This window comes from Streptomyces sp. NPDC079020, from assembly GCF_044542225.1.
Classification (GTDB): domain Bacteria; phylum Actinomycetota; class Actinomycetes; order Streptomycetales; family Streptomycetaceae; genus Streptomyces.
The window spans coordinates 323,031-341,152 of the sequence record NZ_JBITUB010000008.1 but is presented as its reverse complement, the minus strand read 5'-3'; the positions used below and the strand labels follow the sequence as shown (position 1 = coordinate 341,152).

The 18,122-nt window shown below is 68.8% G+C and carries 9 protein-coding genes; 3 read left to right on the top strand and 6 right to left on the bottom strand.

Annotated elements, in window-relative coordinates; genetic code table 11:
• Positions 1 to 5 precede the first annotated feature (5 nt).
• The 5 genes from drmB to ACIGJO_RS19470 all read right to left on the bottom strand — a co-directional run bounded on the left by drmB (position 6) and on the right by ACIGJO_RS19470 (position 12,214).
• Complete coding sequence (drmB, locus tag ACIGJO_RS19490) at positions 6 to 1,850, bottom strand: DrmB family protein (RefSeq protein WP_399959540.1); 1,845 nt, start codon at positions 1,848 to 1,850, stop codon at positions 6 to 8.
• A complete protein-coding gene (locus tag ACIGJO_RS19485) occupies positions 1,847 to 5,071 on the bottom strand; it encodes a helicase-related protein (RefSeq protein WP_399959538.1) in 3,225 nt (1,074 codons plus the stop codon). Before ACIGJO_RS19485 ends, drmB begins: the two co-directional genes overlap by 4 nt.
• Complete coding sequence (locus ACIGJO_RS19480) at positions 5,068 to 6,981, bottom strand: UvrD-helicase domain-containing protein (RefSeq protein ID WP_399959536.1); 1,914 nt, start codon at positions 6,979 to 6,981, stop codon at positions 5,068 to 5,070. Before ACIGJO_RS19480 ends, ACIGJO_RS19485 begins: the two co-directional genes overlap by 4 nt.
• On the bottom strand, positions 6,978 to 11,747 hold the full coding sequence (locus ACIGJO_RS19475; RefSeq protein WP_399959534.1) for a DEAD/DEAH box helicase: 4,770 nt from the start codon (positions 11,745 to 11,747) through the stop codon (positions 6,978 to 6,980). Before ACIGJO_RS19475 ends, ACIGJO_RS19480 begins: the two co-directional genes overlap by 4 nt.
• A gap of 122 nt (positions 11,748 to 11,869) precedes the next feature.
• A complete protein-coding gene (locus tag ACIGJO_RS19470; RefSeq protein WP_399959532.1) occupies positions 11,870 to 12,214 on the bottom strand; it encodes a hypothetical protein in 345 nt (114 codons plus the stop codon).
• 619 nt (positions 12,215 to 12,833) lie between these two features.
• Between ACIGJO_RS19470 and ACIGJO_RS19465 the strand changes: the two genes are divergently transcribed.
• Genes ACIGJO_RS19465 through ACIGJO_RS19455 form a run of 3 tightly spaced genes read left to right on the top strand, consistent with a single transcriptional unit; the run spans position 12,834 to position 16,818 of the window.
• A complete protein-coding gene (locus tag ACIGJO_RS19465; protein ID WP_399959752.1) occupies positions 12,834 to 14,945 on the top strand; it encodes a helix-turn-helix domain-containing protein in 2,112 nt (703 codons plus the stop codon).
• Complete coding sequence (locus tag ACIGJO_RS19460; RefSeq protein WP_351868988.1) at positions 14,942 to 15,934, top strand: hypothetical protein; 993 nt, start codon at positions 14,942 to 14,944, stop codon at positions 15,932 to 15,934. The genes ACIGJO_RS19465 and ACIGJO_RS19460 overlap by 4 nt, the downstream gene beginning before the upstream one ends.
• A complete protein-coding gene (locus ACIGJO_RS19455) occupies positions 15,931 to 16,818 on the top strand; it encodes a DUF6339 family protein (RefSeq protein WP_399959529.1) in 888 nt (295 codons plus the stop codon). The genes ACIGJO_RS19460 and ACIGJO_RS19455 overlap by 4 nt, the downstream gene beginning before the upstream one ends.
• Positions 16,819 to 16,833: 15 nt before the next feature.
• Here the strand turns inward: ACIGJO_RS19455 and ACIGJO_RS19450 are convergent, their stop codons facing one another.
• On the bottom strand, positions 16,834 to 18,075 hold the full coding sequence (locus ACIGJO_RS19450; protein WP_399959527.1) for a DNA cytosine methyltransferase: 1,242 nt from the start codon (positions 18,073 to 18,075) through the stop codon (positions 16,834 to 16,836).
• Positions 18,076 to 18,122 lie beyond the last annotated feature (47 nt).

Sequence of the window (18,122 nt, the reverse complement as noted above, 5' to 3'; positions counted from 1 at the left end):
GGCGATCAGGACCGCAGCGCCTCGCTGAAGAACCCGATGGAAGGATCCTCCGGGGTGCCGATCAGCAGCGCCCGGTCGAGCAGACCGTTGTTGTACTCGCAGCTGGTCTCGGGCAGGAGGACGCAGGCGTGGCAGGCCGCCAGATTGATGCCTCCCACGCCGCTCGCCTCGGACTCCACGCAGAGCGGGTCGGCCGAACACCACTGGGCCCGGACGAGTGCCGACCGCAGGGAAAGGGCCAGGTGGTCCGGTTCGCCCTGGGCGACCAGGCCGCCGAGGCTCCCCGCGGAGTCGCTCGTCGCCGTGGCGACGAGGATTCCCGCCATGGCGTCGTCCGCGTACAGACGCTCGCGCAGGGACGCGGCGGGGTAACCACCGTCCAGACTCCACTCGTTGATCAGCGCGTGCGCCAACGTGTGCAGGAGGACCATGCGCGGGGTGGCCGGCGAGTCGGGGACATCCGCCGGGGCCTGGGCGCGTTCCCGCATCATGCGCCGGTGGTTGGCGCGCAAGCGGTCCACTCTGGCCGCGATCGCGACGCTCCGTGCCCAGGAGTCCAGCCGCTGCTCGTCGAGCCGCAGGAAGACGCCTTCGCCCTGGACCTCCATGGCGGGCAGCCAGTCCATGTCGACGAGGGACAGCGCGGCCTCCTGGACGTCCGTGCGTGTCTCGGGTGTGTCGACCCGCGAGAACGCCTTGAGCGCACGGACCTCCCGCAGACGCTTCACCAGCATCGGACCTTCCAGCCCGTAGGGGACCAGGACGGCCGCGGACGACCGGGGAGGCTCGCAGACGAACTGGTCCTCGTGGTCGGTCTCGCTCTCGGCGCGGCCCGCGATCAGCCGTTCGTACTCCTGCTTCCGAAGCGCCGTGCAGGCGTCGTCCGTGACCTGCTCCTGGCCGGGCGCCACATCCTCGTGGTTCTCCCCTTCGAGAAGGGCGATGACCCTGTCGGCCGAGAAGTCGTACTTCTTGGTGAGGGCGACGGCCTTGAGGAAGACCTTGATCCCATGGGTGTCCCCGTCCGCGTACATCGTGCGGAGCTCGTCCATGTGCGGGGCGAGCCGGGTGAAGTGTCCGTCGCTCCACGGCGGGATCGACAGCGCCGTCCGCACGATGGGCTGCCAGGCCACGGACGAACCGCGCTGGAGCGTGCGCGGACGCTCCGAGCAGGGCTCGGCGGGAGCGTCCTTCAACCAGGGGCGCTTGCCACCGCAGAACACCTTCAGGTCGGACATCGCGGTGCCGCGGAAGGCGCCCTCCATGGATACCTCGGGGATTCCGCAGGTGCAGGAGATCAGGATCGAGCGGAGCGAAGCGGTCCTGCCGCTGGTCCGCAGTCGCATCCGACCGCCGCAGAGACCGGATTCGCCCTCCTGACGATTCCTGCGGTGCGCCCACTTCCAGTACGGGAAGTCGTCGATGTGTCCCTTGGCGCAGGCCATGACGAAGCGCGAGGGAACGAGATCCTCCCCGCAGTCGCCGCACTCGTTCTTCCCGGGCGGGGAATTGAAGAGCCGAACGTGCTGGAGGGACTGGCAGGTCGGGCACGAGTGCCACAGCGGGAACCGGCGGACGTGCACACCGTCCTTGCTCGTGTCGTCCGAAGCGGGCGGCAGACGGAACGACTTCACGCCGAGCACCCGGGCCAGGCGGTGCTCATGGATCGTCGGTGCCTCACTGATGTTCCACGAGTCGATGCCGGTCACTATGAAGGACTCGTTGTCGACGGCGACGAGCGAACCGACACCGTACGTCGTGATCATCTGCGCCCGGCGTACGGAGCCCCGACGGGGATAGCTGCGCTCGGGCGCACCGGCCCGGCGGCGCCGGGAGGGGGGAGGGGTCATCGGGTTGCCTCCATGAAGAGAGCGGACTCGGCGTCGACATCGCGCAGGCTCCACAGGGTGGGCCACGCACTCTCGTTGTCGTCGTCGAACGCGCACAGCAGGGACGGTGTCCGCCGGCCCCGCTTGGGTTCGTAGGTGAGCCCGCCGTGGAGCTCGGCCTCCTCGGACCACCACTCGACGAACTCGTCGAACGCGTCGGCCGTCGCCGCGTACTCGTCCGGATCGACCGCCTGGACCCGTGCCAGGAGCGCCGTCCTGACGATCCGGTCCAGTTCGTCGCGGAACTCGTCGATCCGTCCGGCACCGTCGTCGGGTCGGGCCGCGGGGATCAGGATCCGGGCGAGCGCGACCACCACCGCGTGCAGCCCGCGTTCGCGGGAGCGGGAGGAGAAGGGCGTCACGCTGGTCGACTCGACCTCGCGGTACAGCGCCGAGTGGAAGTGCTGGAAGCTCTCGTAGTGCGAACGGTCGCGCGAGCGGTTCGAGTTGAGCATGACGGCCACCAGTCCCGGGTGGCGACGGCCGACCCGGCTGGTCGCCTGGATGTACTCGGCCGTGGTCTGGGGCTGGCCCATGACCGCCATCAGACCGAGGCGGTCCACGTCGACACCGACCGAGATCATGTTGGTGGCCAGGAGGACATCCACGACATCGGGATGGGGCAACCGTTGCTCGACCTGCTTGAGCCGCTTGGGCACCTCGCTGGAGTTCGCCCGACTGGTCAACTCGGTCTGCTCCACGATCCTTCGCCGCTCGCAGCCCTCACGTTCGGCCAGGTGGCCGAGGTAGGCGTCGACGTCGTCGTGGACCTGCAGCTCGGCGGCGGCCAACAGCCGAAGGCTGTTGAAGTAGCCGACGAGCGTCCAGTAGGCGTCGCGCACCTCATCGGTGGCACCGGCCCGTGCCGCCCGGTGGAGGAGGTTGGCGTAGGTGCGGATGAGAAGCGTGGACTGGCTCGTGCTCGGAGTGAGCAGACCGACGTACTGGCGGCTCGCCTTGCGGTCCTTGGGCGTCTCCACGGCGAACCAGGAGTCGCGGGCGTCGATGCCCGCCGGCGGGAACTGGGCGACCTCGCGGGCGAACAGCTTCCTGCCCTGGTCCGAGGCCCGGCGGATCGTCGCGGTCGAGGCGATCACCTTCGGCTCGTCGGCCAGCAGGTCCACGGCCGTCTCGTACAGACCGGTGAGCGTGCCGAGGGGACCCGAGATGAGGTGCAGTTCGTCCTGGACGATCAGCTCCGGAGGCGGGGTTCCGTCGGAGCGGTCGCGGTTGAACAGCGCGGCCGTCTGCTCCCGCCACGGCATGGCGGCGAACTTGTCGACGGTGGCGATCACCAGCGTGGGGCGCGCGTCGTAGACCGCCTCGTCGATCAGATGGACCGGGAGCCCGTGGTGGAAGTCGCACCAGGTGTCCGGGCACCGGACGTGCATGCGCTTCGCCGGCTCGTCGACCTCGTACTGATGCGCGTCCATGCGGGTGCCGCACCACGGGCACGCGTGCAGCTGGACCGGATTCCTCTCCTGGAGCTCCTTCTCCTTCCGCAGCTGGGTCAGGCTCTCCTCGGCCACCGAGAGCTTGTTGGGAGTGGCCGACTGGCCGACCCACATGCCGATGGAGATGGGCTCCGTGCCCAACGTCCGTTCGTCGCCCAGACGGATCCGTTCCATCGCACAGATCAGCGCCGCGGCCCGTTCGAACTGTTGCAGGGTGAGCAGCCGCAGTGTGTACCGCATGAGGACCGTGACACCCCCACCGCGCTCCTTGAGCCGCATGCGCCGCAGGAAGGTGGTGAAGGCGATCAGGCCGAGGTACGCCTCGGTCTTGCCACCACCGGTGGGGAACCAGAGCAGGTCGGCGATCGAACGGTCCTCGTGACCGGGGTCCACGATCCCTTCGAGGCACAGGAGCATGAAGGAGACCTGGAACGGACGCCACCGCCCGACGGATTCGTCCGGAGACCCTTCCCGCCCCTTCTTCACCCACTCGCTGCGGGAGCGCTGCTGGGCCATCGCCCGATTGGCCAGCCGGAACGCCCGCATCGCGTCGCTGTCGGTGCCGAGGACCCGGATGCCGCGACGCATCCGGGCGAGCGCCGCGCGACAGTGCTCGATCTGTGTGCGGGCCGGCGCTTCGTGTGGGGTGCCGCGAAACGCGCTCGACTCCGCCTCCTTGCGATCGATCCACTCGGCGTACGCGGCCATCAGATCGTTGAGCGCGGCCAGGATCTCGTTCTCGGGCCGGGTCGCCAGGCCCTGCATGGTGAGGGCCGAATCGTCGATGTCGGGGTTGGAATCGGTCAGCAGCACATCGTGTGCCGGGACGAACTCGGTCCGTACGGTGTCGATGGCGGCGCGTTCCGTGATGGGCACGCCGATGGGCGGGGGCGTCCAGTCCCATGCGGCCGAGCAACCGTGTCCCACGGCGAAGGTCGGGGCGTGCCGGTGCAGCAGTCTGCTCGTCGCCACCTCCGCGTCGATCACCCGCCGCTCGGAGGGGCGCTCGACGAAGCCCGGGGCGCCGGACTCCGTCGTGACGGTGAGGCGTGGCTGGTACAGACAGAAGGCGTCCTGCAGCGCCCGCTTTCCCACCAGGTGCGAGTTGATCAACGTCACCGTCACCGTGACGGTCCCGCCGGCGGGAGCCACCGGACGGACCACGACGTCGATGGCGACACCGGGGTGCAGATCGTCGACCCGATAGCGCCGGGGCACGGACACGTCGATGGTCTCCGGGCGCAGGGTCAGCGGGCGCCTGCGCCAGTGCTCCTTCTGCTCGGCGACGGTGCGGGCCCGGGCGCGCTCGGCGGCGACAGGACGTCCGTCGGCATCGACCGGATCGTAGACGGCGGCCTCCGTGCGCACGACGAGGCGTCGCGAGACGGTGGGGTCGACAGCGAACGTCAGACCCATGGACGAGGGGCGCCGGTCGCCGACGTGGGCGACTCCGAGGTCCGGGGCGGACTCCTCGATGTCCCTGCCCCTCCTCGCGAGCGGCACGTCGTCCAGGCCCTCGTTCTCGGCCGCGTCCTCGCCGAGGGCCCGCTCGGCGTCGTCGTCCGAGGCGCGCGGGAACAGCACCCCGATCGGATAGGTGGTGATCGGCGGGTCCTGTGTGAGGACCTCGTCGGGTGATCCGGGACCGAGCAGGTCCCTGCGGAGCTGTTCGACCAGGCCGTCCCGCAGCTCGTAGTGCGCGGAGTGCGGGTTCGTTTCGTCGGTCATGCGTCGTTGCCTTCCTGCGCGGTCTTCCCGGCTCGCCTGTACCGACCGAGTCCTGTCATACGGGGCACCGTCCAGATGCCGTGATCCCCCAGTCCGGCGCGGGCGCCGGAGGCGACGCTTCCGGCGACACTCTCCAGACAGTCCACCCGGAATCCCCTGATCTCCACCGGCCAGCTGACGTCCCAGGTCCTGCTGATCTTCAGAGAGGCGTGGAGGTCCCTGCGGAACCGCTCCGAGACGACCGCGATCGGTCGGTCCCGGTGAAGGACGGTGTACGGGGGACTCTGGTCGGCGGCCACGGGCAGCTCGTGCTGGGCCCGCAGAACCAGCGAGTCACCGGGGGACACCGACGACGCCATGTAGTCCTGCACGCCCGCCGCGTCGTCGGAGAATCCGTCCGTGCCGGGCGGGTGCTCCCGGCACACGTCTCGTCCCGAGGCGGCGATGCCGTCACGGACGTACGACTTCCAACCGACCAGGTACCAACGGTCGGTCGACCTGTCACGACGGATCAGCGCCGTGTCCGGCGCCGCGATACGGAACAGGTCGTCCCGCGGGCGGGTCATCGCGACGTAGAGCGAACGCGCCTCGGCCGCCGGGTCGACATGGGTGTGCTGTTTGCGCAACTCCGCCATCGGGGCCGGGTCGAGCACGATCACCCGATCGAATTCCAGACCCTTGGAACGGTGCACGGTCGACACGATCAGACCGGCGGGTTCGACGGCCGCCAAGTCGTCGGGGAACCGCCCCTCGGCGACCAGCCGTCGTACGGCCGACACATCCATCAACCCCCTGGGGGCACGGGCGGTGCCCCGCAGGGAACGCCAGATCCTCGTACGGTCCCCGACCGGCGCCACCGGGCTCGCGGAGAGCAGCGCCAGGAAGCGTTCCTCGGACAACGTGGTGGTGCCCGTTCCGCGCAGAACGGAGGCGACCCAGGCAGGAACTGGCCGATCCTGCAGGGCACGCTGCACCCGGTGGTGGACCCCGAGCGAGTACAGCTTGTCGGACAGCACGAGCGCCTGCCGATTGTCCCTGCACAGGATCGCGCAGGTTCCCGGGTACGACCGCAGCGACTCGATGGTGAACGGGTCCTCCGGATCACCGAAATCGGGGCACGAACGGAGCAGATCGGTCAGCTTCCGGTGATAGTCCTCTCCGGCGGCATCGGACTCCGCCGACTCCGAGGGCAGCCGCCGGAGCGCGCCGCCGAGGGGCAGCGCGGTGCGGGCCTCGTCCGTACGGGCACGGAAGTTGGTGGAGAGATGCAGCTCCACCAGGTCGTCCGGATAGGAGGCGCGCAACCAGTCGAAGAAGTAGTTCGTCTCGGCCGCACGGGCATCCTCGTCCGACACCTGGAAGCCGAAGATCGCCTGCGCCCCGTCGCCCACCACGGTGAAGCCGCAGCTCTCCTGGAAGCGGTCCAGCAGGGTCTCCACCATGTCCCGCCGATCACCGACGAGGTCCTGGACCTCGTCGATCACCACATGGGCGGGTGCGCCCTGTTCGCCCGCCTCGACCGCTCCTCGGAGAATGGCCTCGGTGGTCTCCCTGATCCGTTCGTCGAAACGGAGACCGCCCCAGTCACGGTCCGGCTGCTCGCTCCGCAGCACGCCGTACGCCCATGAGTCGAAGGTCTGGACCCTGACCCGACGGGCCTCGTGGGCGTGTGCGGAGATCCGCTCGCGCAACTCCCGGACCGCCGCTCGGGAGAAGCTGAGGACCAGGATCTCACCGGCCTCCAGAGCCTCGTCCTCGTCGCTCATCAGGGCGTCGAGACGGCGGACCAGGGTGTGTGTCTTGCCGGCGCCGGCACCCGCCGTCACCAACAACCTGGTGTCCCAGGGGTGGTCGACCACCGCCTGTTGCTCCTCGGTGAGGGGCGGGCTGTCGAGGTAGGCATCGGTCACTTGGCCCTCCACAGGTGCTCGAACTGCGTGAAGGCGAGCGCCTTGTCATAGTTCGTGATGTTGTCCCGGACGTTCAGGATGAGGCAGGTCTCCTTGCCTCCGTTGCCGGGACCTCGCAGACCACGACCGATCATCTGCTGGTACACGTTCGGGCTGTAGGTGGGGCGGGTGATGACGACGGCACGCGTGGCCGGCGCGTCGAACCCCTGCGTCAGAACACCGTAGTTGGTGAGCACGCGCACGCGGCCCCGGCGGAAGTCGTCGATACTCTTCCTGCGTTCGCCCGTCGGCGTGGCGGAGTCCACCGAGGCGGCGGTGATGCCCCGGTCCTTGAGCTTCGCGGCCAGGAACTTGGCGTGCGCGACGGACGTGGCGAAGACCAGTACCGGCCAGTCGGCGGGCATGGCCTCGATCTCTTCGAGAATGCGCCTGTTGCGGTCGTGGTCGTCGGCGAGACGCTGCTCGGCGGCCTTCGACAGCAGGCTCATCTGCTCGGCCCGCTCCTTCTCGTCGTTGGTCAACACGATGGTCCCGCCGGCGAGTTCGCGGTGATCCACCTTCGCCAGCATGCGGAGCTTCTGAAGCTCCGCGTACGGGTCGTCCGAGTCGAAGACCCCGTCGTCGAGCCGCTGCGCGCCGAATCGATGGACCAGTCGCCGGGTCTCCTCGTCGTTGGTGTTGCGGAACGGGGTGGCGGTGAGCCCGAGCAGGTGACGACGTGTCTCGCGCGAGGTGAGGCCGAGATGCGCGAGGATCTCCGTGTACTGCGGAGAGATCGCCACATGTGCCTCGTCGACGATCACGAGGCACGCCTGCCGGAGCCAGGCGTACGCGTCCTCGCCCAGACAGACGCGGAGCTTCGCGTCCGTCGCGACCACGAGATGGGGCCGGTCGACGATCGGGCCGGCCTCGTTGGTCGTCCACAGCCTGCTGATCGTCAGCGGGGACTCGGCCCCCACCTTCGACCAGACGAAACTCCAGCTCTGGACGGCCTGTTCGCAGAGTTCCTCGGTCTGGGCGATCCAAAGAATGGGGCCTTCCAGCTCGCCCATCTGCTTGACCCAGCGAATGACCGCTTCCGCCGCCACTCGGGTCTTGCCCGCACCGGTGGGCAGCGACAGCATCCCGCGCTGCGGGGTGAACCGGTCCAGCATCGCGAAGACCTTCGTGGCCAGGCGTTCCTGGTAGTCGTGCAGACGGGGGAACTCCGTGGGACCCGGAACCTCGACCCTCGGGGGCAACGAGGGAGTTCTGGTGCCGGCGAAGGAATCGGGGAAGCCGAACTCCGAGACGAACCTCACCGCGGACGAGGAGCCGGTGAAACCCGACGGGGCATGACTCGGATAGGCGGACAGGAGATCGCGGGTGTGCATGTGTAGGACGCTGTCGCCGTGCGCGTTGTACGCCATCCGCGCGATGCGACGGGCCGACGGCTCGACGTCGCCGAGTTCGGCGCGCTCGCTCTCCATCAGGCCCGGCGGCAGACCCGCGCGCAACGCCTCCGCCCCGATGAGCAGTTCCAGCTTCTCCTCGACGCTCTCCGCCTCCCGGACCCGACGGAGGGAGGCCTGGAGCTGCTGGTCGGCCTCCTGTCGTTCCTGCGCGTCGAGAACCGCCCGGCACCCCACTTCCTTCAGCCCCCAGCGCAGTTCACGGTCCACCGCCACCAGTGCGGCCAGTCGGTTCTCGGGTTCGAGGACGAGCACGGTGGTGCCCTGGAGCGCGCTGCTCAGGGGGGTGGCCCGGGTGCCTTGCGGCGTACGGATCAGCTCCTCCAACTCGGAGCACGGCAGCAGCCGGTAGTTGTTCACCGAGTTGCCCATGCGCTGCCGGAGCGTGGGGAACTCGTCGTGCAGGAGGGTGGGCTCGCCGATACCCACATGACGGGTCTCCTTGCTGATCACGTCGGCGTAGCGCAGCATGCCCCACGTCTTGACCAGGAGCGCGGCGTCCTCCGGGCTTCCGGCGAAGAGGGCGGGCAGCTGCTCCGCGCGCAGCGCGCGGTACTCCGTGTCGGTGGCCGCGACCGCGATCTCGTGGTCCTCGCGTGCGGACCACTCCGTTCCGACTCGGCAACGAGTGAGTTCCCCCTCGGGAAAGTCGACTTCGAGGCGGGTCAGCATCACGTACGTGCGGCCGACGAAGGTGTCGTCGTCGCTGGTGCCGAGCTGTTCGCGCAGACGGGTCCACTGCTTCGCGGGGACGTCCTCCACCACGGTCGGAAGGTGCAGCTTCCGGGCCTTCTCCGCACTGATGTCCGCGACGGGAAGGACATCCGCGTACGCGCGGAGCTGCGGGCCCACCGCGCCGGCGAGCGGCACGACACCCTGTGAGGTGGGGACTCGACCGTGTCGGGCGAGCATCCATCGCAGGGGGGAGTAGACGGTCTTGCGTGTGGAGACCTGGACGCCGAACTGCATGTTCCAGGTATCGATGACACCCGTGTCGGGCAGCGCCTTGACGAAAGCACCCCTGCCTTCCTCCGACAGCCGCTCCAGGAGATGCAGCGGCCCCCCGATGGGGGAGCCCTCCAACTTGAGCCTGCTGAAGGACGGGCGGCCGGCGCTGCTGCTCAACGTCCGGCAGTAGCTCTCGTACATGGCTGTGCGGTACTCCTCGTACCACTGCTCGTCCGCCGGACGGTGTCCGGTCGTCGGCAGCGCGCGCAGGCCGAACTCGTGGAAGACACTCCTGTCGTCGGAATGGAACTCCAGGTCCACGGCGACCGAGCCGTCCCGGCTGCCGTCCCCGGGTACTACGTCCCCGGGGAGCAGGCAGTCCCGCATGGGATGGAAGCGCCCGTCGACGGTCCGTACGTACAGGGTCGCCAGCGGGTCGGCGACGCGGGCGGTGACCTCTCCGCTGACCTGACTGCCACCGGCGCTGTGGAACAGCTCCCAGAATCGTGACCAGTCCTGCGGACCGTAATGGGCGAAGCCCTGTTCGAGGACGCCGATGAAGCGACCTCGGGAGTCCGCCTCGCGGATGCCGATCTCGTTGAGATCACTGATCAGGGACTGGTCCTCGGACAGCTTCTGATCGACGTACGTCGTTCCGTCCCGAAGCCCGTCCTGAACGGCCCTCCGGAATACCTTGCCCACGACGGCGGGAACCATCCCGCTCTCCTCGGTGAGCACGATGCGCGCGGCGCGGGCCTCGGCCGCGAACGGGGACGCCTCACGGATCATCGCGGCCAGGATGCGGATCGCGACGGCGGAGGCCTCGGCCGTGCCGTCGGCGACCAGAGCCTCCAGCCACTCCCGGACGGTCGCCCGGCCCTGGCGGGTCTCGTCGAGGACGTGCCCCACCTTTCCGGCGCGGAACTCGGCGGCCTCCACCGAGGGGTGGATCCAGTGCGTGGGGCGCCCGGGATAGGCGTTCCACATGCGGAGCCAGTCGAGCTTGAGCGCGACCTTCCCCACCGGGGCCGGGTGGATGCGCAGATCCCGGGGGACCCGCAGGACGCCGTCCTGATCGGGGAGCGAGGGCAGCTGGGCCGTCAACTTCCAGATCTGTTCGGTCAGATACTTGTCCGCCCAGTTCAGGGTCTCCGAATCCCGGGACCGGCCGGGCAGGAAGGGCAGATAGGCTCCCGGATCCTCGGCGGGGGCCAACCGCGGAAGCGATTCGACCACCAGCCGCGCCGCGACCTGGATGATCTCCTGGTTGAAGGGGCTGGAGTCCAGAAGGTTCTGTCTGTCCTCATTTGTCTTCCAGGCGCCGTTGAGAATTCCGCCCAGGGTCATGGGGTACTTGGTCGGGAAGAACGACCAGAACTCGCCACGCCCCTTGGGGGCGGTCAGCACGGTGTCACCGGTGTACTCGGGAACGGCCCAGGCGATGTCGATCGTCCCCCGGTCGTGCATCTCGCCCGCGCTGGCCCTGGCCACCTCGGTGGGACGGTGGGCGTGCGAGAAGACCTTCCAGGTGGACCGCGCATCCGGCTTGCCGGTCCGTGCCTCGTGGACGGTGTGGACGAAGCCCTCGTGCTCGACCGTGATCTCACGGCGGACCTGCGGCATCGACCGACGGTCCTCCAGCACCACGGTCCCCACGTGGTGGGAGAAGAGCTGGAACCGCGCGGGGAACTCCCGCTGGATGTCGGACTTGCCGGCGGACGTGTGGATGTCGTGGCCGAGCCGTTCTGCGGCGCCCGGCAGCAGGGGAAGTCGCACCACGGTGGTGGCCCAGTCCAACAGGTCGGCCAGCACGGGATCCGCCGCGCGCTCCTTCGAGGCGTCCAGCGGACGGGCCATCCGCAGGACCGGTGCCTCGAACTCCTCGTCGGCCGCGCCCCCGCGCGCCTTCCTGATCTCCTCGTACGACCATCCCCGGTCGAATCCGAACGAGCCGGACGTGCTGAAGAATTGAGGAGTGTCGGTGACGGCCAGGATCGACTTCACACCGACCCCGAATCGGCCGATCTGGCCCCCGCGCTTCTTCGACACACCCATCCTGAGAATGGTCTCCGCGCCCTGAGCCGTGACCGCTGTTCCCTCGTTCGCGCAGTAGAGGTGTGTGTTCGTGAGAACGACATGCACCTTCCCGCCGGGGGAGTCGGCGATCTCGTCGGCCGCATTCTGGACGAGCTCGAACAACTGCCGGTCCCCGTAGCCGCCCTGGGTGATCCGCCGCTCACCGTTGGCGTGTTCCAGGATCAGGCCCGGATCGACCTTGTAGGTCTCCAGGACACGCGTCGACTGCTCGATGATCGTCTGGATGACGGACGGGTCGCCCGAACCGCCCGTCACGTTGGGGTAATTCACAGTGAATCCATTTCATGGCCGTGAGCTGGATGAAACGTGGGAGGAGCCGGCGGACGGCCGCTGCGGGGGTGCGGCCGTCCGCCGGATGAACGATAGACGCGGGTATTGGGCCGGGGGGCCGGTCAGTCCAGTTCGATGACAATCACGAGGACGACGCGCCGCCGACAACGCGGGGGCATGCGCCGGGTGCCGCCCCGGTTCGGCGGGTGGTTGACGGTCACCCGGGAGCGGCGGGGTGCGCGGCGACAGCGAGGACGGGGCTCCCGCCGGTGCTTGTACGTCGAAGACTCGTTCGACTCCGACTCCTCGGCGGCCTTCGCCGCATTGCGGGCGGCCTGGGCGTCGCGGAGGCGCCGAAGATACTCGATATGGGCACGCGTCGTGCCGATGGTATCGAGAAACTCGGACTTGAGGTGCGGGTCCTCGAATGCGTCGTACTGGTCGAGGATGCGGAATTCGTTGGGCATGGCTGTTGTACCTCTGCTCTCGTGTTCTGTGTACGTGATCGAATCGGGCGGTATCGAAGATGGCGCACGTGCAGAGAGGCTGAATACACACGAGAGGAGAGAGGCGTGAATTCTGCGGAACGATGGAATCGGGGTCGTGGAACTGGCCGGATGTTTGAAGGGTGTTGCCGCCGGAGCGGCGACCGTTGCGTGGATCAAACTCCGTTCCACCGAATTGAGCAAGGGGTTCTGAAGAATCGGCCGAAATTGCGTATCGGGCATGATTTTGGTGTCCGGGTACGCAAAGGAAGGCCCCCGAATTCGGGTGCCGATCGGGGCCGACAAGGCCTCGCCCGCTTCGACTTTACAGGGCTATTCCCGTACTCAGCAAGGGTGTTCGTCGCACGGTTGTCGCAGACCGGGTTCAGTGCATTTCGGGCAATAGATGCAAAACGGCATGCGGGGGCATTCCTCGCATTATTCGATCCCGTGACGCATTGGGGCATTTGAACGATGTGACGGTGAGAACCTTCCTCGGGCCCGCAGGGGATGTCAATCAGGATTGTCGCCCGCGTGTCGCTGTCAAATATGCGTGTACGGTGGACTCCACGGGCAGTGCAGGAGCTGAGGAGTGGTGACGATGGACACCGGCATGGACTTCGGTCCCTGGCTCGCACGACAGCTGAAGCAGTCGAAGATGAGCCAGGCCGATCTCGCTCAGGAGATCGGCCTGACCCGGGCGGCCGTCTCGGCCTGGATCACCGGGCGGGCGACTCCCCGCGAGGAGACGATCGCCAAGATCGCCGAGGCGCTGGGGACAGATCTGGGGACCATCCACACCCGGACCACCGACACCCTGGCCGGCCTGCCGGTCTCCTGGTACCACCGCCCCGGATACGCGGACGGGGGACGCGAGTTCGGCAACGCGGCGGCCTTCGCGTTCCGGGCCGATGTCGGAGTGCTGGCCCGCGAGGCCACCCAGAACAGTCTGGACGAACGCCTGGACCCAGCCCAGCCCGTCCGGGTGCGCTACACGCTGCACGAACTGACCGGAGAGTCCTTGGCCCGGTTCAAGGAGGAGATTCGCTGGGACGACCTCCTTCCGCACTACGAGGCGGCTTCCGCGCAGGACCAGAAGGTCGGCCGGACGATCGCCGCCGGGCTGCGCGACATGTACGAGCGCGACCGGCTGGTCCTCCTGCGCATCGACGACTACAACGCCTCCGGTCTGACCGGCGACGACTACGAGACCGGCCGCTTCGCCGCGGTCGTCCGTCGTCAGCTCGACAGCCACAAGTCCATGAGCGCCGCCGGTGGCTCGTACGGTCTGGGTAAGGCGACGCTCTGGGCGACGAGCCGACTCGGCCTGGTGCTCATGAACTCCACGCTGTCGGAACCGCACGAGGGACGGACCGAACGGCGGCTCATCGGCCGACTCGATCTGCCCTGGCGCGAGGTGGGCGGAACACCCTGGGCAGGTCCGGCCTGGTTCGGCCGGCCGGATCCCGACGCCGACGATGTGAACGTCGCCCGCTCGTGGTGGGCCGACGAGGGCGGAGCCGAGCGGCTCCATCTCTCCAGGGAGAGCTCCGAGCCTGGCACGTCGTTCCTGATCGTCGGGGCCCACGACGTGGCGAGCCTCGCCGAGGAGACGGAGAGCGGCGACGTCGAGGACAGCGACAGCGTGCATCGGATGCACCACCGTCTGCGTGAGGCACTCGGCCGGAACTTCTGGGCGGCCATGACCGGTGGAGCGACCGGGCGACCGTTGCTGGAGGCCTCCGTCCGGACGCTCCGCAACGGCGAGGAGATCATCGCGGAGACGCGGGTCGATCCTCAGGACACCCAACCTTCCCGCACCCGCGCACTGCAGGCGTTCCTTGACGGCACGACCGTGGAGCGGTTGACGGAGTCCGGACAGGTGGCCATGACCACCGTGCCCCTGGTGGTGCCGGGGCGGGCGGGACGGAGCGACGGGGAGCACCGGGCCGTCGTCCTGGTGACCGCGGCCGAGGACGGCGACGACGGGAAGTCGAACCGGGTGACGACCATGCGGGGCAACCGCATGACGGTCAGGATCGGGTGGGTGCCCAACCTGCCGGTAGGGACGAATCCCTTCCAGGCCGTGCTGCTCGCGGGCAGGGCGGCGGGTGAGGACGCGCCCTTCGCGGACGAGGCGGAGGCGTTCCTCCGAGCCGCGGAACCGCCCGAGCATGACAAGTGGGGACAGACGGAAGAGCTGCGGATGCTCTACTCGCCGTCCGCGTACCGGCGCATCGCCACGCTCACCACCGAGACGAACAGAGCGGTGCGCGATCTGGTCGCGCTTCCAGCCAAGAAGCGCAAGGGCGGCTCGGAGCGGCTGCGCAAACGGCTCGCCGTGGGAGGCCGTAAGGTCGCCCGGCCCGTGTCGGCGGCCGGTCCGCCGACCCTGGAGGAGCTCGACGCCCGGATCGACGACGACGGCGCGTGGTGCGTCACGGGGGAGATCAAGGTTCCTCTCGGAGGAGACTCCTGGCGTCCCGTCCCGGTCGCGAAGCTGGAAGTGCGCTCCGGGCCGCGACCGGTTCTGGGCTGGTCCGAACTCGTCGCCGTGCACAACTGCGAGGTGGTGGACGGGGCGATCCACATCGCGCCCGGCGCGCGCGGTGCGACCTTCCGGGGAACCACCGACGTATCCACCCATCCGGTACGGGCCGTGTTCAGCGGACTCGTCGTGGAGCTGCGCACCGACAAGGGGGTCCGGGCATGAAGGTCTATCCGTACAAGCGACTTCCCGGTGTCGTGTCGCTCCGGGTCGAGGCCGTCGAACTGCGGGGGCCGGGCGAGATCCGGGAACCGCTGGACACCAACGCGTTCTCGACCGTCGACCAGGTGGTCGCGCCGGGAGCGGCCGGGCGGGACGACTGGGAGAGCGCCCGGCTGAAGCTCTCCGCCACCGTGCCCGGCAGGGCGACCGAGCCCGACGGCCCCTGGTCGGACGTGGCGGTCGTCGTCGTGCTGAGCGAGGGCGCGACCAACACGAGGATCACGGCGTCCCTGAGGCCCGGGGCCGAAGGGGGCCGCCAATGGGCGGGCCATCTGGATCTGTGGCGTGAGGACCATCTGGACCGGGCCACGATGTCTGTCCATGTGGTCGCCACTGTCGACGGCGTGCCGGGACGGGAGATCGCGACCTCGGACAGGGACTGGATCATCGACCTGAAGGCCGATGCGCCCCTTCGCGAGCGGGAACTCGAAGTCCATGAGGTCGGATTCCGCGAAGGGCCGGAATGGCTGCGCGGCTTCCGTGAGGTGCCGTGGATCGTCGACACGTCCGGCGACCTCCCGGCCGTCCACGTGAACACCGATTTCGAAGGCATCACCGAACTTGTCGGTGGCAACGGCACCTCGGTCGACAACCTTGTCCGCGATCTTCTGATCGCCCAGATGTGCACGGATGTGTGGACAGCCGTCTTCCACACCGCCATCGGCGACCTGGAGATCGAGGAGGACGGAACGCCGCTCTTCCCGCGCGATTGGCGCGGTGAGGTGCTCCGCGAGATGCTGCCCGACGTCGTGCCCGACCGCTCCCTGGAGGAATCCCTGCGGGAGGTCCACCGGCGACGCACCGGAACGGCCGGCTGGACCGACCTCCAACCCCGCATCCACTACGCGGCGACGCGCAGGGCGGAAGTGCCCAAGGCCCTGACCGCCACCATTCGTGGCCTCGAAAGCATCCACCGGGGGACCGACGCATGACCGAGAAGCCGAACCACCTGCCCGAACGTCTGGCCCTGCTCGCGGACCTCAACGCCGCGCGGTACATCGGTGAAGGACTGCTCACCGGTAAGGAGGACGTCCCCTCCATCGGGCTCAACAAGGTCACCGAACCTCTGCCGTACGCGGAGGCGAGCCGTGCCGAGCTGGGGCCGGTCCGTGGTCTGGTCGACGACGCCATGCACGCCTTCGGTGACGGGAAGCCGACGGCGGCCGACGCCTGGCTGGCCCCTCGGTTGCACGCGACGCTGAGACTCAGCCGACGCGAGGCCGCCGACCGGCGGTTCTGGAACTACCTGGCGCTGGGTGTGGCCCCCGACTACGTCGTCTGGCGCCACACTTCCGAGCCGAAGAAGGACGAGCTGCCGAGGGCCACCGCCGCACGGTTCAGCGGACCGGCGTACACACAGGCGTTCGCCCGGCTGTGGTGGGCGGCCGAACTGTTCCGCGACGGCCCCGACTACGCCCCGGTCGAGACCGTGTGCGCGCACCAGGACATGCTCAACACCGTCCTGAGGCTCGACGTGATCGACCACCGACCCACGGCGCAGGCGACGGCGCGCCTGATCGATCGCGGCACGGTGAGGACCGGCCGGGAGATCAACGCGTTGGCGGCGGTGATCAACGCTTCGGCGGCCACGCTCATGTACGACATCATCGCTCCGGACATCGAGCGGGACGGCCGGCCTCTGCGGGGCTGGATCGAGGCGGCGGAGTGGTCGGCCGCCGTGCCGCGCCGGACGCTTCCGGAGGGTCCCCCCGAGGAGAAGACGCCCGAGGCGTCCGTGGTCGCGCTGGCCGACCTGTTCGCGAGCCTCTTCGCCGAGGCCCCCGTACGCGGAAGGGCCACTGCCGACGCGGCGTGAGGGCGGGCCGGGGCCTCAGGCGTCCTCGGCCTCGTCCTCGACCGGGGACGGGCGCTGCGGCTTCCAGTCCTTGAGCTCGTCGTACCACTCCTTCTTCGGCTTCTCGCGCAGGAGAGCCATGCTCAGGATGTGGAGGGAGAGGCGGGGTGGGATGGCGTTGCCGATCTGCTGGGCCACATCGGTGGACCGCCATGGGTACGCGGCGGGGAAGGACTGGAGAAGCCCGGCCTCTTCGAACGACAGCCGTTCCAGTTCCTCACCGACCTCCTTCGCACCCGCCTCGCCCTTGAGCAGGTAGAGACGGTTGCGTCGCACCTTGCCGGTGATCGTCGGCGCGGGTTCGTCGGAGGTGCGGCGTCCCCGGTTCTTGGGGTCGCCGCCGGAGCCGTAGTTGGAGACCATGACGAAGTCGTCGGGACGGGTCGCTTCGAGCGCGTCCCCCATGGACACCCAGGGCTCGATGGGCGCGTCCTCCTCCTCACCGTCGGGCAGGGTCGAGAAGAGGGAATCGTCCTCCCGGTCGCCCGTCGTCAGCCTTTCGGCGCCCTTCACATACCTCTGATGCGTCGCCTTCGGGAAGCGCACCTCGCGACGCTCGTTCCCGGGGTCGTACTGTGCGATCAGCACGGCCCGTCGACGGGCCTGGGGGACACCGAAATCCTCGGAGTGCAGGACGTGGGCATCGGCCGCGTATCCGGTCCGCTTGAGGACCTCGACGTAGTGAACCCACACCGGCATGACCGTGGGTACCTGCTCCAGGACGACCACGTCGTACGGTCGGCCACGCCTGAGCTTGGCCTCCATGATCCAGCGCAGGGGCTGGAGCACGAACCCGGTGCGCTCGTCCGACATGAGGTCGGTCTCGGCCTTGACCGCTTCCCACGCCTTGTCGAACGAATCGATGTCCTCGTGGTCGGCCAACCGCGTGGCCAGACGCTTCACATCGTCCAGCGCCTGGTGACCCTTCCGGCTGCCCGCCACGGAGAAGGACTGGCAGGGCGGCCCGCCGGTGAGCACCGTCGCCTCGACGACCGACGGGTCGCACGGGCCCAGCGCGGCGACGTCCTTGACCTCGGTGGTCAGCAGACCGGCCGCGTCACGTGTCCGGCGCGTGGCGTCGTCCCACTCGACGCCGATGCTCGCCACACCCTCGCCCTCCATGATCGTGGCGGCGATGTCGAGACCGCCGGGCCCGGCGAAGAGATCGACGATCCCGAATTTCGCAGGCGGAAGTGAGGGGTGTGCTGGGCGGGTCATGGTGTGAAAGTGTAGCCGGCCTTCAACCTCACTCCGTCCAGCACTTC